The organism is Burkholderia sp. BCC1993, assembly GCF_905339865.1.
In the GTDB taxonomy this organism is placed as follows: domain Bacteria; phylum Pseudomonadota; class Gammaproteobacteria; order Burkholderiales; family Burkholderiaceae; genus Burkholderia.
This window is the reverse complement of the sequence record NZ_CAJPGZ010000012.1, coordinates 276,451-296,816: the sequence shown is the minus strand read 5'-3', so window position 1 is coordinate 296,816 and position 20,366 is coordinate 276,451. Positions and strand designations below refer to the sequence as shown.

Genomic DNA, 20,366 nt, shown 5'->3' with positions numbered 1-20,366 from the left:
ACTTGTCCGCGAATTTGCCGCGCTATGCGGCAGGGGCAAGTCGACCGGAGCGCCGCCTCGATGCGGCCGCGTGGTCACTCGCTTGGAGAAGCACTATGAACCTGAAGATCAGTGGACATCATCTCGAAGTCACGCCTGCAATTCGCGAATACGTGATCACCAAGCTGGACCGGGTGCTACGGCATAGCGATCAGGTGATCGATGGCACTGTGATCCTCTCGGTCGACAATCACAAGGAAAAGGACAAGCAGCAGCGCGCGGAAATCAACCTGCACCTGAAGGGCAAGGACATCTTCGTCGAAAGCGCAAACGGCAACCTGTACGCTGCGATCGATCTGCTGATCGACAAGCTGGATCGCCAGGTCGTCAAGCACATGGAGCGTCTGCAGACCCATGCGCACGACCCGATCAAGCTGCAGCCGTCGATCGACCAGATCGAACTGCCGCCGCAATAACGTTCACCGCAACACACACGCCGCCCGGTTCGCCGGGCGTTTTTTTTGTGTCCAAGCGGCAGTGGTGCGACCGGTCCGTCCATGCCGCGCCACGCACGCGGCTGTGCTCTATAATGTTCCGGTTATCGCCGGGGGGCGTTGGGTGCGGTAGCTGTTGTGCAGGTTTCCGATGCCGAACGCCTTGATATCGCCGAACATGGAAAATCAGTCTGCCGCCGCAAGGAGACCCCAGGCCGCCCAATCGCCTGCCAACATGAATCGCCTAGCCAAAATCCTGCCCATAGAGAACGTCGTCATCGACCTCTCCGTCACCAGCAAGAAACGCGTCTTCGAACAAGCCGGGCTGATGTTCGAGAATCAGAACGGCATCGCCCGCAGCACCGTCACGGACAACCTGTTCGCGCGCGAGCGCCTCGGCTCGACCGGGCTCGGCGAAGGCGTCGCGATTCCGCACGGGCGCATCAAGGGGCTCAAGCATCCGCTCGCCGCATTCGTGCGGCTCGCCGACGCGATCCCGTTCGAAGCGCCCGACGGCCAGCCGGTCGGTCTCCTGATTTTCCTGCTCGTCCCCGAGCAAGCCACCCAGCAGCACCTCGAGATCCTGTCGGAAATCGCGCAACTGCTGTCCGATCGCGACGCGCGAGAGCGTCTGCACAACGAAACGGATCTCGCCGAGTTGCATCGCCTGCTCACTCAGTGGCAACCTTGAGTTGATCCGGGCGGATTATTTTCCCGAACGAGGCGGCACACGCCGCCGACCAGGGCCGCCCGGCGCCGGTCCGGCATGGCGACGCCCGTCGCTGCGCGCATGCACCGGCTCATTGGAGTGACGAGAGTCATGGATACGTCCAGCATCAACGCCCAGAGCATCTTCGACGACAACGCGGCCACGCTGAAACTGAGCTGGCTGACGGGGCATGAAGGCTGGGAGCGCGGTTTTTCGGCCGACACCGTCGCCAACGCCACGTCGAGCGCCGACCTCGTCGGCCACCTGAACCTGATCCATCCGAACCGGATCCAGGTGCTCGGCGAAGCCGAAATCGACTACTACCAGCGGCAGACCGACGAAGACCGTTCGCGCCACATGGCCGAACTGATCGCGCTGGAACCGCCGTTCCTGGTCGTCGCCGGCGGCGCCGCCGCGCCGCCCGAGCTCGTGCTGCGCTGCACGCGCTCGTCCACGCCGCTGTTCACGACGCCGATGTCGGCCGCCGCCGTGATCGACAGCCTGCGGCTCTACATGTCGCGCATCCTCGCGCCGCGCGCGACCCTGCACGGCGTGTTCCTCGACATCCTCGGGATGGGCGTGCTGCTCACCGGCGACTCCGGGCTCGGCAAGAGCGAACTCGGCCTCGAACTCATCAGCCGCGGCCACGGCCTCGTCGCCGACGACGCCGTCGACTTCGTCCGACTTGGCCCCGATTTCGTCGAAGGCCGCTGCCCGCCGCTGCTGCAGAACCTGCTCGAAGTGCGTGGCCTCGGCCTGCTCGACATCAAGACGATCTTCGGTGAAACCGCGGTGCGCCGGAAAATGAAGCTGAAGCTGATCGTCCAGCTCGTGCGTCGCCCGGACGGCGAATTCCAGCGGCTGCCGCTGGAAAGCCAGACGGTCGACGTGCTCGGTTTGCCGATCAGCAAGGTCACGATTCAGGTCGCGGCCGGCCGCAACCTCGCGGTGCTGGTGGAGGCGGCCGTGCGGAACACGATCCTGCAGTTGCGCGGCATCGACACGTTACGCGATTTCATGGATCGGCAACGACTCGCGATGCAGGATCCCGACAGTCAGTTCCCCGGCAAGCTCGTGTAACCTCCCCGCGCCGGCCTCGCAGCGCCGACGCGTCGAGCCGGTGCTATGATGAAACGTCAGGATTCTCTGCTTCCCATGCGCATCGTCCTCATCACCGGCATCTCCGGCTCAGGCAAGTCCGTCGCGCTGAACGCGCTCGAAGACGCAGGCTACTACTGCGTCGACAACCTGCCGCCGCACGTGCTCCCCGAACTCGCCCGCTACCTGGCCGACGGCGGCCAGCACCGGCTCGCGGTCGCGATCGATGCGCGTTCGAGCGCGTCGCTGGACGAAATGCCCGGCCTGATCCGCTCGCTCTCGCTCGAGCACGATGTCCGCGTGCTGTTCCTCAACGCAAGCACGCAGGCGCTGATCCAGCGCTTCTCCGAAACGCGCCGGCGCCACCCGCTGTCCGGCTCGCCGTCGCACGACGCGAACATCGGGCTGCTGTCGTCGCTCGAGGAAGCGATCGAGCGCGAACGCGACCTGGTCGCGCCGCTCGCTGAATTCGGCCACCAGATCGATACCAGCACGCTGCGCGCGAACGTGCTGCGCACGTGGGTCAAGCGCTTCATCGAGCAGAAGAACAACGACCTGATGGTGATGTTCGAGTCATTCGGCTTCAAGCGCGGCGTGCCGCTCGATGCCGACCTGATGTTCGACGTGCGCGCGCTGCCGAATCCGTACTACGACCATGAGCTGCGCCCGCTCACCGGGCTGGACCAGCCGGTCATCGCCTTTCTCGACGCACTGCCGATCGTCCACCAGATGATCGACGACATCCATGCGTTCCTGATGAAATGGCTGCCGCACTTTCGTGAAGACAACCGCAGCTACCTGACCGTCGCCATCGGCTGCACGGGCGGTCAGCATCGCTCGGTGTTCATCGCGGAAACGCTCGCCGCGCGCCTCGCGCACGATGCGAACGTGATCGTGCGGCATCGTGACGCGCCGGTGGATGTCGACGCGTCGTCGCGGCTCGTCACCGAGGTCGAACGACCTTAGCGACACCGCCCTCTCGCCGGCGCGCCATGTCCACCCTATCGACCACCCTGATCGACCTGCCGCTGTTTCCGCTGCATACGGTGCTGTTCCCCGGTGGCTCGCTGCCGCTCAAGGTATTCGAGGCGCGCTATCTCGACATGTCCCGCGCGTGCCTGCGCGACGATGCGCCGTTCGGCGTGTGCCTCTTGAAGAGCGGGCCCGAAGTCGCGCAGGACGGCGCCGTGTCGGTGCCCGAGACGATCGGCTGCATGGCGCGCATCACCGAGTGCGACACCGGCGAATTCGGGATGCTGTACCTTCAGGCGATCGGCACGCAGCGATTCGAGTTGCTGTCGTATCGCGTCGAAAGCAACGGACTGCTGGTCGGGATCGCGGAGCCGCTGCCCGACGACATCCCGCTCGAAGGCGAACAGGCGCTCGCGCAATTCGGCTCGTGCGCCGAGGTGCTCGAGCGCATCATCGAAGCGCTGAAAAAATCCGAACCGGACAAGATGCCGTTCGGCGAACCGTTCCGCCTCGACGACCCGAGCTGGGTGTCGAACCGCCTCGCGGAACTGCTGCCGCTCGACCTGCGCGCACGGCAGAAGCTGATGGAGTTTCCGGATGTCGGCGCGCGGATCGACGCCGTGCACCACGTGCTCGACCGGCACGGCTGGCTGTAAGCCGCGGCCGGCCAGCCGCGTCGCACCGGCGTCGCCGGGCGGATCATCCTGACGGGCGAGCCGACCGCGTCGGCCCGGCACTCCCGTCAGCGCGGCCCGCGCCGCGCCCTTTCCCCTTCGTTACAGCAGCGGCCCGCTCAGCGCATCGAGCAGCTTGCGCACGGGCGCCGGCACGCCGTACGCATCGAGCCCGGCGAGCGGCACCCACGCCGTTTCGGCATCCTGTGCATGCGCGAGCGGCAGCCCGCCGCTTGTCATGTCGCTCAGCCGCGGCTCGATCTCGAGCCGGAAATGCGTGAACGTGTGCGTGAACGGCGCGAGCGGCACCGGGCCGCCGCCGCCGAAGCCACGTGCGAGTTCCGCGAGTGCCGCATCGCCGTCCGCTTGCGGCAGGCACCACAGGCCGCCCCAGATGCCGGCCGGCGGACGCCTTTCGAGCAGCACGGCGTCGCCGTCGCGCAGCACGAGCATCCAGGTCTTGCGCGTCGGCACGGCCTTCTTCGGCCGCGCGGCCGGCAGTTCGCGCTGCCGTCCCGTCGATTGCGCGACGCAGTCGCCCGCGAACGGACAGCGCGCGCAATCCGGCTTGCCGCGCACGCACAGCGTCGCGCCGAGATCCATCAGCCCCTGCGTATAGGCACTCACGTCGGCCGCGTTCGCGGCATCCGGCAGCAGCGATTCCGCCAGCGCCCACATGTCGTTCTCGACGCGCTTCTCGCCCGGAAAGCCTTCGACGCCGAACACCCGCGCCAGCACGCGCTTCACGTTGCCGTCGAGGATCGTCGCGCGTGCACCGTATGCGAACGACGCGATCGCCGCGGCCGTCGAACGGCCGATGCCGGGCAGTTCGGCGAGCGCTTCCGGCGTCGACGGGAATACGCCGCCATGCTCGGCGACGACGACCTGCGCGCAGCGGTGCAGGTTGCGCGCGCGCGAGTAGTAGCCGAGCCCGGCCCACAACGCCATCACGTCGTCGGACGGCGCGGCCGCGAGCGCGGCGACGTCGGGAAAGCGCTCGAGAAAGCGCGTGTAATACGGGACGACGGTCGAGACCTGCGTCTGCTGCAGCATGATTTCCGACAGCCAGATCCAGTAGGGATCGCGGGTGTTCTGCCACGGCAGGTCGTGGCGGCCGTGCACGCGTTGCCAGGCGATCAGGCGCGTGGCGAACGTGCGATGCAGCGGCGTGACGGGGAACGGAGCGGGGGCGATGCGGGGCGGCTTCAAGTTATCTGGTCGTGAAAAGAGGTTTCAACGCTGGCAGGTCGGGCAGTAATAGGTCGAGCGCTGACCCTGCACGATCTGGCGGATCGGCGTGCTGCAGACGCGGCAAGGCAGCCCCGCACGGTCGTAGACGAAGCAGTCGAGCTGGAAATAGCCGCTTTCGCCGTTGCTGCCGACGAAATCGCGCAGCGTGCTGCCGCCGCGCTCGATCGCGTCGGCGAGCGTCGCGCGCACCGCGTCGGCCAGCCGCTCATAGCGCGGCAGCGACACCTTGCCGGCGGCGGTCGTCGGCCGGATGCCCGCGCGAAACAGGCTCTCCGACGCATAGATGTTGCCGACGCCGACGACCATGTCGCCCGCGAGCAGCGCCTGCTTGACGGACACCGTGCGGCCGCGCGTGCGTGCGTGCAGCAGCGCGCCGGTGAACGCCGGCGAGAACGGCTCGACGCCGAGGCTCGCGAGCAGCGGATGCGCATGCACGTCGCCCGCTTCGCGCGGGTGCCACAGCACGGCGCCGAAACGGCGCGGATCGCGGAACCGCAGCACGAATTCGTCGAAGATCCAGTCGATGTGGTCGTGTTTCGCGGCCACCGGCACGCCGGCCGCGGGCAGCACGCGCAGCGTGCCCGTCATCCCGAGATGGACGATGAACCAGCCCGCGTCGACCTCGAACAGCAGATACTTGCCGCGACGCTCGACGGCGAGCACCTCGCGCGCGCGCAACTGCTCGGCGAGCCCCGCCGGCACGGGCCAGCGCAGCATCGCGGTACGGACGTCGACACGCTCGACGCGGCGGCCCGCGACAAAGGGCTCGATGCCCCGGCGCGTGACTTCGACTTCTGGCAACTCTGGCATGTTCTACGGGTCTGAGACTGGATTCACGATCGTGCGTGTATTGTAGCGAGCGCGTTACAATCGGTTGAAACATCGAACGGATTTCCATGACCCTGCCCTCGAAGCTGCTTCAGAAGCGCCCCGCCGCCGAGCGCGGCGTGCGTGCCTTCCCGGTCCGCCGTGTGCTCGGCGCCGCGCTGTTCGCCGCCTGGACCCTCACCGCCTTCCCGGCTCACGCGCAGGATCCGGCATCGGACGACGCGGAGCCGCAGGGCGCGTTCGAGCACGTGATGCCGGACGAGCAGAAGAATCTCCCGGGCGTCCCGCTGACGAGCCAGATCGTCTACCAGGTACTGGCCGCCGAGGTCGCGCTTCAGCGCAACCAGCCGGCGCCGGCCTACCAGACCTACCTCGCGCTCGCCCGCGACACGCGCGATCCGCGCATGGCGCAGCGTGCGACCGAGATCGCGCTCGGCGCGCAAAGCCCGGCCGACGCGCTGTCCGCGGCCGATCTTTGGCGCCAGTACGCACCGGATTCGAACCGCGCATCGCAAGTCGACGCCGCGCTGCTGGTGCTCTCCGGCAAGCCGGCCGACGCGCAGCCGATGCTCGCGCGCGAACTGGCCCGCGCGACCGGCGAAACGCGCGGCCCCGCGATCCTCGCGCTGCAGGCACTGCTGGTGCGCGGCGCGGACCGCGTCGGCGGCCTCGCGGTGCTGAAGGACATGCTGAAGAACGACATGAACCGTCCCGAGGCGCAGCTCGCGATCGCGCGGCAGCAGCTCGCGGTCGACGACAAGGCAGGCGCCGCGCAGTCGCTGAAGCAGGCGCTGCAGATCCGCCCCGACTATCTGCCGGCGGCGCTGATGCTGTCGCAGATGGGGCCTGCCGAGCGCGCGGCCGGCATCACGTCGTTCGAGAAATATGTTCAGCAGAATCCGAAGTCGCGCGATGCGCGCCTCGCACTGTCGCAGCTCTACCTCGCCGACGACCGCCTCGACGACGCGCAGAAGCAGTTCGAGACGATGCGCAAGCTCGACGCGAAGGACCCGACGCCGCTGATGGCGCTCGCGCTGATCAAGGTCCAGCAGAAGAAACTCGACGACGCGAGCGCGTACCTGAAACAGTACGTGCAGCTCGGCAACAAGCAGCCGAACCTCGACGTCGGCCAGGGCTACATCTACCTCGCGCAGATCTCGATCGAACAGGGCAATGACGCGCAGGCGTCGCAATGGCTCGACAAGGTCGACCAGACGAGCCAGCACTACCTGCCCGCGCAGATCACGCGCGCGCAGCTGCTGCAGAAACAGGGCAAGACCGACGAGGCCCGCAAGGTGCTCGACGACCTGCCGATCAGCGATCCGCGCGATGCGGCCGTGGTCGCACGCACCGACGCGTCGATCCTGTTCACCGCGAAGCGCTATCCGGAAGCCGAGGCGCGACTCGCGCAGGCAGTCCAGGACTTCCCGGACGATCCCGACCTGCGCTACGACTACGCGATGGCAGCCGAGAAGACGGGCCACTACGCGGCAATGGAAAAGCAGCTGCGCGAGCTGATCCGCACGCAGCCCGACAACCCGCAGGCGTACAACGCGCTCGGCTATTCGCTGGCCGATCGCAACCAGCGCCTGCCCGAAGCCAGCAAGCTGATCGACAAGGCACTGTCGCTCGCGCCGAACGACGCGTACATCATGGACAGCCTCGGCTGGGTGAAGTACCGGATGGGCGACGCGGCCGGCGCGGCGAAGGTGCTGCGGCGCGCGTACGAGCTGCAGCCGAACGCCGAAATCGGCGCGCACCTCGGCGAAGTGCTGTGGAAGAGCGGCGCGCAGGACGACGCGCGCACCGCGTGGCGTGCCGCGCAGAAGCTCGAACCTGACAACGACACGCTCGTGCAGACGCTCAAGCGCCTGCAGATCAACGGCCTCTGATGCGGACGTTCCCGATGCTTTCCCTGTCTTCCCGCGCGCTGCGCACGCTGGCCGCGGCCGGCGCCGCGCTCGCGCTCGCCGGCTGCGCGAGCACGCCGCCGTCAGCGAATGCGCCGGCGGGCGCCGTGCTGCAGACGGCCGCGACGCACGCGTACCACGGCCGCTTCGCGGTGCAATACAACGATCGCCTCGGCCGACCGCAGAACGTGTACGGCAACTTCGACTGGCAGGAGCACGGCGACGACGTGTCGCTGGAGCTGCGCAGCCCGCTCGGCCAGACGCTCGCGGTCGTGAAATCGACACCGCAGGCCGCGTCGCTCGAACTGCCGAACCGCCAGCCGCAATACGCGACGGACGTCGGCGAGCTGATGCAGAACACGCTCGGCTTCTCGCTGCCGCTGGCGGGCCTGCGCTACTGGCTGCTGCCGACGCCCGCGCCCGCGACGCCCGCGCAGACGGTGCGCGACCCGGCCGACGCGACGCACGTCAAGCAGATCCGCCAGGACGGCTGGACGATCGACTATCTCGCCTACGCGGACGCACCGGCCACGGGCGTCAAACGCGTCAACCTCGTGCGCGCGACGCCGCCGCTCGACATCAAGCTCGTGCTCGACCAGTAAGCACGTGAACCTAGCCCCGACATACGCATGACCGATTCGACCCGCTCGCTGCGCAACTGCCTTGCGCCCGCGAAACTCAACCTGTTCCTGCACATCACCGGCCGCCGCCCCAACGGCTATCACGATCTGCAGAGCGTGTTCCAGCTGCTGAACTGGGGCGACACGCTGCATTTCACGCTGCGCGACGACGGTCGCGTCGCACGCGTCACCGACGTGCCGGGCGTGCCCGAGGAAAGCGATCTCGTCGTGCGCGCGGCCAACCTGCTGAAAACGCACACGGGCACCGCGGCCGGCGTCGACATCGAGATCGACAAGCGCCTGCCGATGGGCGCGGGCCTCGGCGGCGGCAGCTCCGATGCGGCAACGACGCTGCTCGCGCTGAACCGCCTGTGGCAACTGAACCTGCCGCGCGCGGAACTGCAGTCGCTCGCGGTAAAACTCGGTGCCGACGTTCCGTTTTTTGTTTTTGGAAAAAATGCGTTCGCAGAGGGTATCGGAGAAGAATTAGCTGGGGTAGAATTGCCGACTCGCTGGTTCTTGGTTGTGACGCCGCGAGTTCATGTCCCAACCGCTGAAATTTTTTCAGACGAGTTGTTGACAAGAGATACGAAGCGAGTCACAATTACAGACTTTCTTGCACAGCAAAACAGCGATGCGGGATGGCCAGACAGCTTCGGCCGGAACGATATGCAGCAAGTTGTGACAAGTAAGTACGCGGAAGTTGCGCAGGTGGTCAAATGGTTGTATAATGTGACCCCCGCGAGGATGACCGGCTCCGGAGCAAGCGTGTTTGCAGCGTTTCATAGCAAGCACGAGGCAGAAGCGGCGCAAGCCAAGCTGCCCACCGGTTGGAACGGTGCAGTTGCCGAGAGCCTGAACGAGCATCCGCTCTTCGCTTTCGCGTCATGAAGTTTTGCTTTGCCGGATGGCCTACAAGTCCGGTGAAGTTATCAGTTAAGTGTAGGGGAGTCGCCAAGTTGGTCAAGGCACCGGATTTTGATTCCGGCATGCGAGGGTTCGAGTCCTTCCTCCCCTGCCAAAAATTTTCCCGCATTTCCCGCCTAAGCCTGAAGCAGGTGCACGATGAGCAGCCACAGCCATGATGGCTTGATGGTCTTTACTGGCAACGCGAATCCCGCGCTCGCCCAGGAAGTCGTCAATATCCTTGGAATCCCCCTCGGCAAAGCAATGGTCAGCCGTTTCTCCGACGGTGAGATCCAGGTCGAGATCCAGGAAAACGTGCGCGGCAAGGACGTCTTCGTCCTGCAATCCACGTGCGCGCCGGCAAACGACAACCTGATGGAACTGATGATCATGGTCGATGCGCTCAAGCGCGCATCCGCCGGCCGGATCACCGCTGCCATCCCCTACTTCGGCTATGCCCGCCAGGACCGCCGCCCGCGCTCGGCGCGCGTCGCGATCTCGGCGAAGATCGTCGCGAACATGCTGGAAATCGCCGGCGTCGAGCGGATCATCACGATGGATCTGCACGCCGACCAGATTCAAGGCTTCTTCGACATCCCGGTCGACAACATCTACGCTACGCCGATCCTGCTGGGTGACCTGCGCAAGCAGAACTACTCGGATCTGCTCGTCGTGTCGCCGGACGTCGGCGGCGTGGTCCGCGCCCGGGCACTCGCGAAGCAGCTCAACTGCGATCTCGCGATCATCGACAAGCGTCGCCCGAAGGCGAACGTCGCCGAAGTGATGAACATCATCGGTGAAGTCGAAGGCCGCACCTGCGTGATCATGGACGACATGGTCGATACGGCCGGCACGCTCTGCAAGGCCGCGCAAGTGCTGAAGGATCGCGGTGCGAAGCAGGTGTTCGCGTACGCGACGCACCCGGTTCTGTCGGGTGGCGCCGCCGAGCGTATCGCCGCATCGGCACTCGACGAGCTGGTCGTCACCGATACGATCCCGCTGTCGGCCGAATCGCTCTCCTGCTCGAAGATCCGCTCGCTGACGAGCGCGAGCCTGCTGGCAGAAACGTTCTCGCGTATCCGTCGCGGCGACTCGGTGATGTCGCTGTTCGCGGAATCCTGATCGCGGAACGACACGATATAGCATGCGCAGAAAGCGAAGCGGCAACGCTTCGCTTTTTGCACAATCGGACGGGATAGACGAAACCCCGTCCGTTTCATCGGGGGCCGCCATTTCGCCGGCCCCGTTTTACTGCCTGGTCGCGGGCAGCAAATGGAGAATTACATGAAAGTCGTCGCTTTCGAGCGCCAAGAGCAAGGTACGGGTGCGAGCCGCCGCCTGCGCAACGCCGGTAAGACCACGGGTATCGTCTACGGTGGCGAAGCAGCCCCGCAAAAGATCGAACTCGATCACAACGCGCTGTGGCATGCACTGAAGAAGGAAGCCTTCCACTCGTCGATCCTCGACCTGGAAGTCGCTGGCCAGTCGCAACAGGTTCTGCTGCGCGACGTGCAATACCACCCGTTCAAGCAACTCGTGCTGCACGTGGACTTCCAGCGCGTCGACGCGAAGAAGAAGCTGCACACGAAGGTGCCGCTGCACTTCCTGAACGCTGAAGTCAGCCCGGCAGTGAAGCTGTCGAGCGCAATCGTCTCGCACGTCGCGACGGAAATCGAAGTCGAGTGCCTGCCGTCGGCCCTGCCGGAATTCCTCGAAGTCGATCTGTCGAAGATCGAAGCAGGTCAGTCGCTGCACGCGAAGGACATCGCACTGCCGAAGGGCGTGACGCTGGTCGCGCACGTCGACGCGGAAAACCCGGTTGTCGCATCGGCGACGGTCCCGGCTGGTGCCGTGTCGGACGCAGCAGGCGAAGGCGAAACGCCGGCTGCCTAAGCGGCTGCCCACGCGCCATTCGATCCGTTTCACGAAACGGTCGACGCAACCCGCCGCGGCTTGCCCGGCGGGTTTTTCTTTTTCTGCGCCCAGGCGGGCGCTGCCGCCTACGAAACGTCATGATCAAACTGATCGTCGGCCTCGGCAATCCCGGGGCGGAATACACCGCGACGCGCCACAACGCCGGCTTCTGGCTGATCGACCAGCTCGCCCGCGAAGCCGGCACGACGCTGCGCGACGAGCGCCGCTTCCACGGCTTCTACGCGAAAGCGCGCCTGCACGGCGAGGAAGTCCACCTGCTCGAGCCGCAAACCTACATGAACCGCTCCGGCCAGTCGGTCGTCGCCCTCGCGAGTTTCTTCAAGATCCTGCCCGACCAGATCCTCGTCGCCCACGACGAACTCGATCTGCCGCCGGGCACCGTGAAGCTGAAGCTCGGCGGCGGCAGCGGCGGCCACAACGGCCTGAAGGACATCTCCGCGCATCTGTCGTCGCAGCAGTACTGGCGCCTGCGCATCGGCATCGGCCATCCGCGCGACCTGATCCCGGAAGGCGCGCGCGCCGGCGCGAAACCCGACGTCGCGAACTTCGTGCTGAAGCCGCCGCGCCGCGAGGAGCAGGACGTGATCGACGCATCGATCGAACGCGCGCTCGCCGTGATGCCGATGGTCGTCAAGGGCGAACTCGACCGCGCGACGATGCAGTTGCATCGCAACTGAACCCGCGCTGCACCGGCGCGGTGCAATGTGCCGCCCGGTTGCGCCGGGCAGCCCCGCCCTCCCGCGCAATTGCGCACTGCAACGCCCACATGCGGTAATCTGGTCGCTTTTGCCCGTCAGGAGCCAAGCGGTGAGCCGTTACTGGAGCGACGTCGTTCAGCAACTCGTGCCTTACGTGCCGGGCGAACAGCCCGCGCTCGCACACCCCGTCAAGCTGAACACCAACGAGAATCCCTATCCGCCTTCGCCGCGCGTCGTCGCGGCGATCGCACGCGAACTCGGCGATACCGGCGACACGCTGCGCCGCTATCCCGATCCGCTCGCGCGCGCACTGCGCGAGACGGTCGCGGCCCATCACCGCATCAAGCCCGAGCAGGTCTTCGTCGGCAACGGCTCCGACGAAGTGCTCGCGCACGCATTCCAGGCACTGCTCAAGCATGACCGGCCGCTGCGCTTTCCCGACATCTCGTACAGCTTCTACCCGACCTACGCGCGCCTGTATGGCGTAGAGACTGCGATCGTGCCGCTCGCCGACGACTTCTCGATCCGGGTCGAAGATTATCTCGACGACGCGGGCGGCGTGCTGTTCCCGAACCCGAACGCGCCGACCGGGCGCGCGCTGCCGCTCGCGGACATCGAGCGGATCGCGGCCGCGAACCCGTCGTCGGTCGTGCTGATCGACGAGGCGTATGTCGATTTCGGCGCGCAATCCGCGATCACGCTGATCGACCGCCATCCGAACCTGCTCGTCGTGCACACGACGTCGAAGGCGCGCTCGCTCGCGGGCATGCGCGTCGGCTTCGCGTTCGGCGATGCCGCGTTGATCGACGCACTGAACCGCGTGAAGGACAGCTTCAATTCCTATCCGCTCGACCGGCTCGCGCAGGCCGCGGCGCAGGCGGCATACGAAGACACCGACTATTTCGGCGCGACCTGCCGGCGCGTGATCGACAGCCGCACGCGGCTCACGCACGCGCTCGAGACGCTCGGTTTCGACGTCGTGCCGTCGGCCGCGAACTTCGTGTTCGCGCGCCATCCCGCGCACGATGCGGGCACGATCGCGGCAAGGCTGAAGGACCGGGAAATTTTCGTGCGGCACTTCCGCGCACCGCGCATCGACCAGCACTTGCGCATCACCGTCGGCACCGACGCCGAATGCGACGCGCTCGTCGCGGCATTGCGCGACCTGATCGGCTGAAACGGTAGCGGAAGCTGAAACGGAACCGGCGCCGAACGGCGCCGGCCAAGGAAATCGTGACGTCGAGACGCGCGCGACGTCAGCAGGGCGTCACTGCGCGTCGTCGCCCTTCGCGGCGGTCAACGCGTGATACTTCGCCATCAACTGCGCATGCGATTCGTCGTGCTGCGGATCGCGCGGAATGCATTCGACCGGACACACCTGCTGGCACTGCGGTTCGTCGAAATGGCCGACGCACTCGGTGCACTTGTTCGGGTCGATCACGTAGATATCCGGGCCCATCGAAATCGCGCCGTTCGGGCACTCGGGCTCGCACACGTCGCAATTGATGCACTCGTCGGTAATCATCAAAGACATACTGATCTCACTTCTTCAGGCCGGCGGCCGGCTTCGCAACGAAACCGGCCGGCGCCGCGTCACGCGGCCGGGCCTCCCATCGCAGCGACTTTCTCGGTCAGCCACTTCTCGACGGACGGGAACACGAACTTGCTGACATCGCCGCCCAACTGCGCAATTTCGCGCACGATCGTCCCCGAGATGAACTGGTACTGATCGGACGGCGTCATGAACATCGTCTCGACGTCGGGCAACAGATAGCGGTTCATCCCCGCCATCTGGAACTCATATTCGAAATCGGACACGGCACGCAGGCCGCGCACGATCACGCGCGCGTTGTTGATGCGGACGAAATCCTTCAGCAGGCCCGTGAAACTCATGACCTTCACGTTCGGATAATGGCCGAGCACCTCGTTCGCAATCGTCAGACGTTCTTCCAGCGAGAAGAACGGCTTCTTCGCGCGGCTGTCGGCGACACCCACCACCAGCGTATCAAAAATGCTCGACGCACGCCGCACGAGGTCTTCGTGCCCGCGCGTCAGCGGATCGAACGTACCGGGATACACGGCGACTACCATGTCGCTCCTCCTGTCATCACGCAAACGGGGTGGCAGCCGTGCGACGCGCACGCCACTGCCGAGATGGGCATGCGTCGCCTTTGCCGCGCGCCGCCTCGTATGGAACGCGCATTATTCATCATTTTCGCGCCGCAGCAAATGATAGTGAACCGCACCGGCCTTGCCGTGCTTCACCACCTGCCAGCCGGCGAGCGCGTCGTGCGCGGCCGGGTCGAGCTCCGCACCCGTCTCGACGTACAGCGCGCCATCCGGCGAGACGAGCGGCGCCACCAGCGCGATCGCGCGATCGAGCACGGCCGGCTCGCCGAACGGCGGATCGAGGAACACGACGTCGAACGCGCCCGGGGTCAGCCCGGCCGCGAGCCGCAGCGCGTCGGCTTCCGCGACCTCGACCGAGCGTGCGCCGAGCTTGTCCTTGATCGCGCGCAGCTGCTGCGCCGCGCGCGGGTGGCGCTCGACCATCACGACGCTCGTCGCGCCGCGCGACGCGGCCTCGAAGCCGAGCGCGCCGGTGCCCGCGAACAGGTCGAGGCAGCGCCAGCCTTCGAGATCCTGGCCGAGCCAGTTGAACAGGGTCTCGCGCACGCGATCGGGCGTCGGCCGCAGGCCGTCGAGATCGAGCACGGCGAGCGGCGTGCGTTTCCAGTCACCGCCGATGATGCGGATCGAGTGCGGCTTGCCGCGGCCGGCGGGGGCCGCCGGGCGGCCGGAAGAGGAACGGGACATACGGAATATCGACAACGGAGGGAACGGGTGCGCACGCGGGCGCACCGCCAAACAGGCGCACGTTACCACAGCGGCGGCACCGACTGACGCGAGTGCCTCGCCGCACTGATAAAATGCACGGTTTCGGCCGCCGTGCGCACGCGCGACGGCCTCTCCGGCGCTCCGCCCTGGCGGCGCTCCGCCCTCTTCCCGACGTCAGACCATGTTCAGCTTCTTCAAACGATTCAAGAAAACGCAGGAGCCCGACTCCGCGGAATCGCAATCAGCCGACGCGCCGCAACCGGACGAGCCGTCCGACGCGCCCGCCCCCGAGCCCCGCCGGGCGGTCGAAGCACCGCAAGCGCCCGCGCAACCGCGACAGGCCGCGCCGGCCGTCGTGATGACGGTCACGCCGACCAACGACGGCAGCGACGAAGTCGTCGAAGCAGTCGAGATCGTGCCGCCGCCGACGCAGGACGCCTCCGCGAAGAAGTCGTGGCTCGCGCGCCTGAAGTCGGGGCTCGCGAAGACGGGCTCGAGCATCACCGGCGTGTTCGTCAACACGAAGATCGACGAGGATCTGTACGAGGAGCTCGAAGCCGCGCTGCTGATGTCCGACGCCGGCGTCGACGCGACCGAGTACCTGCTCGGCGCGCTGCGCGAGAAGGTGCGCGTGGGCCGGCTGACCGATCCGCAGCAGGTGAAGGACGCGCTGCACGACCTGCTCGTCGAACTGCTGACGCCGCTCGAGAAGTCGCTGATGCTCGGTCGCGCACAACCGCTCGTGATGATGATCACGGGCGTGAACGGCGCGGGCAAGACCACCAGCATCGGCAAGCTCGCGAAGCATCTGCAGAGCTTCGACCAGTCGGTGCTGCTGGCCGCGGGCGACACGTTCCGCGCGGCCGCGCGCGAACAGCTGGCGGTCTGGGGCGAGCGCAACAACGTGACGGTCGTCCAGCAGGAAAGCGGCGACCCGGCCGCGGTGATCTTCGACGCGGTCAGCGCCGCGCGCGCGCGCAGGATCGACGTGATGATGGCCGACACGGCCGGCCGCCTGCCGACGCAGCTGCACCTGATGGAAGAGCTGAAGAAGGTGAAGCGCGTGATCTCGAAGGCGCACGACGGCGCGCCGCACGAGGTACTGCTCGTGATCGACGCGAACACGGGCCAGAACGCGCTCACGCAGGTGAAGGCCTTCGACGATGCGCTCGGCCTCACGGGCCTGATCGTCACGAAGCTCGACGGCACCGCCAAGGGCGGGATCCTCGCCGCGATCGCGCGGCAGCGCCCGGTGCCCGTCTACTTCATCGGCGTCGGCGAGAAGGTCGAGGACCTGCAGCCGTTCAGCGCGGTGGAATTCGCGGACGCGCTGCTCGGCTGAATACCGCCGGCCCACGTCGCACGGGGTGCCTTCGGGCGCCCTTTTTTCATGCGCGACCGGAAGCCGTCAGCCGGCGGCCGGCGGCCGGCGGCCCCGCAAGGTCATTCGATGTCATTCGGCATCGGGCTGCACGCCAGGCTCGGCGGCCTTGAACGCATCGAGCGTCGACGCATGATCGGCGATCCGCTGGATCGTCGGAAAGCGCGTCGTGTCGATCGAGAAACGGTTCGCGTTGAACACCTGCGGCACGATGCAGATATCGGCGAGCGTCGGCGTGTCGCCGAAGCACAGCTTGCCGGTGCGCGGATCGTTCGCGAGGCGCGTCTCGAGCGACGCGAAACCTGCCTCGATCCAGTGCCGGTACCATTCGTTCTTTGCTTCCTCCGGCACCTTCAGCGTGTGCTTCAGGTACTTCAGCACGCGCAGGTTGTTCAGCGGATGGATCTCGCACGCCACCTGCAGCGCGATCGCCCGCACATACGCGCGGTCGACCGGCGCCTTCGGCAGCAGCGCGGGTTCGGGATGCGTTTCCTCGAGATATTCGATGATCGCGAGCGATTGCTGCAGCGTGGCATCGCCGTCGATCAGCGTCGGCACGACGGCATCCGGATTCACCGCGCGATACGCGTCCTTCAGTTGCTCGCCGCCGTCGCGCAGCATGTGCACGGGGACCGTGTCGTACCGCAGCTGCTTCAGGTTCAGGGCGATCCGCACGCGGTACGACGCGGAACTGCGGAAATAGCTGTAAAGCTTCATGGGTGTCTCTCTGTTGGTCGTATTCGGCCGGTAACGGCGCCTGCAGCGCACGCACGGCGCCGCCGCCGCCGGGAACCCGAGTTTAGCGCGCCGCGCGGCGGTGGCGCGCGCAGCCGCGCTTGGGCGAGCCGCGCCCATGCGATACTCGGGGCATTCCTTACCGCTCACCGCGCGGCCCGATGCCGGCCGCCCGCCCCACGCCCCGATGACCGCTCCCCACGACTCCGCCGCCTCGCCGTTCCCTTGCGCACGCTTCATCAAGGAAATCGGCCGCGGCCCGAACGGCGCACGCGCGCTGTCCGCCGAAGACACGTTCGAGCTCTATCGCGCGATGCTCGACGCGCGCGTGTCGGACGTCGAACTCGGCGCGATCCTGATCGCATATCGCCTGAAGGGCGAAAGCGCCGACGAACTGTCCGCGATGCTCGCCGCCGCGCAGGCGTCGTTCGAACCGGTGCACGTGCAGGATGCCGCATTCCGCCCGGTGTCGATCCCGAGCTACAACGGCGCGCGCAAGCAGCCGAACCTGGTGCCGCTGCTCGCGCTGCTGCTCGCGCGCGAAGGCGTGCCGGTGCTCGTGCACGGCGTCGAGCGCGATCCGGGCCGCGTGACGAGCGCGGAGATCTTCTCGGCGCTGTCGATCGCGCCGTCGAAGTCGCACGACGCGATCGAGGACATGCTCGCCGAGCGCCGCGTCGCGTTCGCGCCGATCGACGCGCTGGCGCCGCGCATCGCGCGTCTGCTGGCGCTGCGCGGCGTGCTCGGCGTGCGCAACTCCACGCACACGCTCGTGAAGATCCTGCAGCCGTTCGCGCCGGCCGGGCTGCGGCTCGTCAACTACACGCATCCGCCGTACCGCGACAGCCTCGCGCAACTGTTCCGCGATCATCCGGACGCCGCGCTCGGCGGTGCGCTGCTCGCGCGCGGCACCGAAGGCGAAGCGGTGGCCGACACGCGGCGCCAGGTGCAGGTCGACTGGCTGCACGACGGCGTGTGCGACACGCTGATCGAGCCCGAGCGCTCGTCGAGCGACGCACCGCCCGTCGCGCTGCCCGAATCGCGTGACGCGGCGACCACTGCCGCGTGGACGGACGCCGTGCTGCGCGGCGAAATTCCGGTGCCCGACACGCTTGCGCGGCAGGTCGACACGATCGTGCGGATCACCCGGATCGCACCGTGACCGGCATCCCGGGCCGGCGTGCTGTCGCGCCGGCCTTTCAACCGACCATTTGACACGCACCCGCATCCTGGCATAGAGTTGTCGCCATGCGTTCCTTTCCGAACACCCTCCGAATTACCTCCGGCCGCCTAGCGCGGTCGCTATCGCTACGACTAGCCTAAGGCTGTCTTAGCGCCGTGTGCTGTCCGCACGGTCCCTCCCTGCAGTTCCTCGCAGCACCCTTCTCGCAGTTTTTACAACCCGAAGTCGTCAGCATTCGTCCGTCTATCCGTCGGTCGATTCGCGAAGATCATCCGCATCCGCAGCGCGTTTCCGGCGCCACGGTGCGAGGCAGCGCCTACCGTCGCCCATGCCGCCCGTCTTCGCTCGCGACTTGAGACCCGAGGTCCAGAAGATGAAGCGCAACCCGCAAGACAAGTATCGTCCGTTCGAACCCGTCCGCATCAATGGCCGCCGCTGGCCGACCCGCACCATCGAGCGTGCGCCGGTCTGGATGAGCACCGACCTGCGCGACGGCAACCAGTCGCTGATCGAGCCGATGAGCATCGAACAGAAGCTGGAGTTCTTCGACATGCTGGTCGCGATCGGTTTCAAGGAGATCGAAGTCGGTTTTCCGTCGGCGTCGCAAACCGACTTCGATTTCGTCCGCAAGCTGATCGACGAGAAGCGGATCCCCGACGACGTGACGATCGAAGTGCTCGTGCAGTCGCGCGAAGACCTGATCGCGCGCACCTTCGACGCGCTCGAAGGCGTGCCGCGCGCGATCGTGCACCTGTACAACGCGATCTGCCCGTCGTTCCGGCGCATCGTGTTCGGGATGTCGAAGGACGACGTGAAGGCGCTCGCGGTCGAGGGCACGCGACTCATCAAGGAACACGCGGCGGCCCGCCCGGACACGCACTGGACCTATCAGTACTCTCCTGAAACCTTCAGCATGACCGAGCTGACGTTCGCGCGCGAAGTATGCGACGCGGTCGCGCAGGCGTGGCGTCCGACCCGCGATCACAAGATGATCGTCAACCTGCCGGCGACCGTCGAAGCCGCGAGCCCGAACGTGTTCGCCGACCAGATCGAGTGGATGGACCGCAACCTCGCGTATCGCGACAGCATCGTGCTGTCCGTGCATCCGCACAACGATCGCGGCACCGCGGTCGCCGCCGCCGAACTCGCGCTGCTCGCGGGCGCCGACCGCGTCGAGGGCTGCCTGTTCGGCAACGGCGAGCGTACCGGCAACGTCGACCTCGTCACGCTCGCGCTGAACCTCTATACGCAGGGCATCGACCCGGGCCTCGATTTCTCCGACATCGACGCGGTGCGCCGCGTGGTCGAGCACTGCAACCAGATTCCGGTGCATCCGCGCCATCCGTACGCGGGCGACCTCGTGTTCACCGCGTTCTCCGGCTCGCACCAGGACGCGATCCGCAAGGGCTTCGCGCAGCAACGCCCCGACGCGGTGTGGGAAGTGCCGTACCTGCCGATCGACCCGGCCGACCTCGGCCGCAGCTATGACGCGGTGATCCGCGTGAACAGCCAGTCCGGCAAGGGCGGCGCGACGTTCCTGCTCGAACGCGGGATGGGCTTCACGCCGACGCGCCGCGTGCAGATCGAATTCAGCCACGCGGTGCAGACGCTCGCCGACGCATCCGGCGAGGAAGTGACCGGCGACGCGATCTGTGCGCTGTTCGCGCGCGAATTCTTCGAGACCGACGGCCCGGCCGCGCGCCACGGCAACGGCGCACGCTGGCAGAACCGCGACATCGCGAGCGCGCCGCCGGCCGACGCGACGCCCGAAGACGCCGTGCAGCGCATGGCCGCGGCCTTCGCGACGGCAGCAGGCGCGACGATCGACGTCGCCTCGTGCGAACACGCGCGCACGACGGACGGCCGGATCGCGGTATCGGTCGGCTGCCGGGTTGGCGACGCGCCGCTGCGGCATGGTGTCGGGGTGCACGACGACGCGGCGAGCGCCGCGCTCGATGCGGTCGTCAGCGCGATCAACCGCTCGGCCTGGCAGTGCGCCGACCGCCGCGCGGCGGCCTGACGGCAGGTTTCGCTTCAGGGTTCGAACGTCAGCGAGCGGTGCGTGACCGCCCGTGCGCCGCGCGATCCGCGCCGCACGGGCCAATAAAAAGCGGCCCAGAAGGCCGCTTCGGTCGGGACATGAAAAGGAGCGCCA

21 protein-coding genes and 1 tRNA gene are annotated in these 20,366 nt (G+C 66.9%); 16 read left to right on the top strand and 6 right to left on the bottom strand.

The features are described from left to right. The first annotated feature begins 95 nt into the window (after positions 1–95). The 5 genes from hpf (at position 96) to U4Y91_RS22065 (ending at position 3,908) form a co-directional block, all read left to right on the top strand. The gene (gene hpf, locus U4Y91_RS22085) at positions 96–455 is read left to right on the top strand and encodes a ribosome hibernation-promoting factor, HPF/YfiA family (RefSeq protein WP_006477786.1); all 360 of its coding nucleotides are present in this window, start codon (positions 96–98) and stop codon (positions 453–455) included. Between the two features lie 169 nt (positions 456–624). Continuing rightward, positions 625–1,164, top strand: coding sequence for a PTS sugar transporter subunit IIA (locus U4Y91_RS22080; RefSeq protein WP_044847464.1), 540 nt, complete (start codon positions 625–627; stop codon positions 1,162–1,164). Positions 1,165–1,293: 129 nt separating this feature from the next. Then, the gene (gene hprK, locus U4Y91_RS22075; RefSeq protein WP_010090664.1) at positions 1,294–2,262 is read left to right on the top strand and encodes an HPr(Ser) kinase/phosphatase; all 969 of its coding nucleotides are present in this window, start codon (positions 1,294–1,296) and stop codon (positions 2,260–2,262) included. A gap of 75 nt (positions 2,263–2,337) precedes the next feature. Further along, positions 2,338–3,246 (top strand): RNase adapter RapZ, encoded by a 909-nt coding sequence (gene rapZ / locus U4Y91_RS22070; RefSeq protein ID WP_321806854.1) that lies wholly within the window; start codon positions 2,338–2,340, stop codon positions 3,244–3,246. A gap of 26 nt (positions 3,247–3,272) precedes the next feature. After that, a complete protein-coding gene (locus U4Y91_RS22065) occupies positions 3,273–3,908 on the top strand; it encodes an LON peptidase substrate-binding domain-containing protein (RefSeq protein WP_321806853.1) in 636 nt (211 codons plus the stop codon). A 120-nt stretch (positions 3,909–4,028) separates the two neighbouring features. On the opposite strand, the gene mutY is transcribed toward U4Y91_RS22065, so the two are convergent. Together mutY and mutM are read right to left on the bottom strand one after the other, a co-directional pair. Then, positions 4,029–5,135 (bottom strand): A/G-specific adenine glycosylase, encoded by a 1,107-nt coding sequence (gene mutY / locus U4Y91_RS22060; protein ID WP_321806852.1) that lies wholly within the window; start codon positions 5,133–5,135, stop codon positions 4,029–4,031. A 24-nt stretch (positions 5,136–5,159) separates the two neighbouring features. Beyond that, positions 5,160–5,987: a bifunctional DNA-formamidopyrimidine glycosylase/DNA-(apurinic or apyrimidinic site) lyase gene (gene mutM, locus U4Y91_RS22055; protein ID WP_321806851.1), complete on the bottom strand. Its 828-nt coding sequence runs from the start codon at positions 5,985–5,987 to the stop codon at positions 5,160–5,162. A gap of 86 nt (positions 5,988–6,073) precedes the next feature. Here mutM and U4Y91_RS22050 point away from each other — a divergent pair, with 86 nt between their 5' ends. The 8 genes from U4Y91_RS22050 to hisC all read left to right on the top strand — a co-directional run bounded on the left by U4Y91_RS22050 (position 6,074) and on the right by hisC (position 13,251). Further along, entirely contained in the window at positions 6,074–7,897 is a 1,824-nt protein-coding gene (locus tag U4Y91_RS22050) for a tetratricopeptide repeat protein (protein ID WP_321806850.1), read from the top strand. Beyond that, entirely contained in the window at positions 7,897–8,517 is a 621-nt protein-coding gene (gene lolB, locus U4Y91_RS22045) for a lipoprotein insertase outer membrane protein LolB (protein ID WP_321806849.1), read from the top strand. Before U4Y91_RS22050 ends, lolB begins: the two co-directional genes overlap by 1 nt. A gap of 27 nt (positions 8,518–8,544) precedes the next feature. Beyond that, positions 8,545–9,426, top strand: a complete 882-nt coding sequence (gene ispE, locus U4Y91_RS22040; RefSeq protein WP_321806848.1) for a 4-(cytidine 5'-diphospho)-2-C-methyl-D-erythritol kinase — start codon at positions 8,545–8,547, stop codon at positions 9,424–9,426. 53 nt (positions 9,427–9,479) lie between these two features. Beyond that, positions 9,480–9,556, top strand: a tRNA-Gln gene (locus U4Y91_RS22035). A gap of 44 nt (positions 9,557–9,600) precedes the next feature. Continuing rightward, positions 9,601–10,563 carry a ribose-phosphate pyrophosphokinase gene (locus U4Y91_RS22030; RefSeq protein WP_044847472.1) on the top strand — a complete coding sequence of 321 codons (963 nt, stop codon included), beginning with the start codon at positions 9,601–9,603 and terminating at the stop codon, positions 10,561–10,563. Between the two features lie 162 nt (positions 10,564–10,725). Next, complete coding sequence (locus tag U4Y91_RS22025) at positions 10,726–11,334, top strand: 50S ribosomal protein L25/general stress protein Ctc (protein WP_059526288.1); 609 nt, start codon at positions 10,726–10,728, stop codon at positions 11,332–11,334. A 119-nt stretch (positions 11,335–11,453) separates the two neighbouring features. After that, positions 11,454–12,053, top strand: coding sequence for an aminoacyl-tRNA hydrolase (gene pth, locus U4Y91_RS22020; protein ID WP_096507367.1), 600 nt, complete (start codon positions 11,454–11,456; stop codon positions 12,051–12,053). A gap of 130 nt (positions 12,054–12,183) precedes the next feature. Then, entirely contained in the window at positions 12,184–13,251 is a 1,068-nt protein-coding gene (gene hisC, locus U4Y91_RS22015; protein ID WP_321806847.1) for a histidinol-phosphate transaminase, read from the top strand. A gap of 90 nt (positions 13,252–13,341) precedes the next feature. On the opposite strand, the gene U4Y91_RS22010 is transcribed toward hisC, so the two are convergent. From U4Y91_RS22010 to rsmD, 3 genes are all read right to left on the bottom strand, one after another. Then, on the bottom strand, positions 13,342–13,608 hold the full coding sequence (locus U4Y91_RS22010) for a YfhL family 4Fe-4S dicluster ferredoxin (protein WP_044847475.1): 267 nt from the start codon (positions 13,606–13,608) through the stop codon (positions 13,342–13,344). Between the two features lie 59 nt (positions 13,609–13,667). Then, positions 13,668–14,165, bottom strand: a complete 498-nt coding sequence (coaD, locus tag U4Y91_RS22005; protein ID WP_321806846.1) for a pantetheine-phosphate adenylyltransferase — start codon at positions 14,163–14,165, stop codon at positions 13,668–13,670. 111 nt (positions 14,166–14,276) lie between these two features. Next, positions 14,277–14,891: a 16S rRNA (guanine(966)-N(2))-methyltransferase RsmD gene (gene rsmD / locus U4Y91_RS22000; RefSeq protein ID WP_321806845.1), complete on the bottom strand. Its 615-nt coding sequence runs from the start codon at positions 14,889–14,891 to the stop codon at positions 14,277–14,279. A gap of 202 nt (positions 14,892–15,093) precedes the next feature. Here rsmD and ftsY point away from each other — a divergent pair, with 202 nt between their 5' ends. Beyond that, on the top strand, positions 15,094–16,254 hold the full coding sequence (gene ftsY, locus U4Y91_RS21995) for a signal recognition particle-docking protein FtsY (RefSeq protein ID WP_321806844.1): 1,161 nt from the start codon (positions 15,094–15,096) through the stop codon (positions 16,252–16,254). A 111-nt stretch (positions 16,255–16,365) separates the two neighbouring features. Here ftsY and maiA read toward each other — a convergent pair whose 3' ends face one another. Beyond that, positions 16,366–17,010, bottom strand: a complete 645-nt coding sequence (gene maiA, locus U4Y91_RS21990) for a maleylacetoacetate isomerase (protein WP_321806843.1) — start codon at positions 17,008–17,010, stop codon at positions 16,366–16,368. Positions 17,011–17,215: 205 nt separating this feature from the next. Here maiA and ybiB point away from each other — a divergent pair, with 205 nt between their 5' ends. Together ybiB and leuA are read left to right on the top strand one after the other, a co-directional pair. Then, entirely contained in the window at positions 17,216–18,190 is a 975-nt protein-coding gene (ybiB, locus tag U4Y91_RS21985) for a DNA-binding protein YbiB (protein ID WP_321806842.1), read from the top strand. Between the two features lie 394 nt (positions 18,191–18,584). After that, positions 18,585–20,231, top strand: coding sequence for a 2-isopropylmalate synthase (leuA, locus tag U4Y91_RS21980; RefSeq protein ID WP_321806841.1), 1,647 nt, complete (start codon positions 18,585–18,587; stop codon positions 20,229–20,231). The last annotated feature ends 135 nt before the right edge of the window (positions 20,232–20,366 follow it).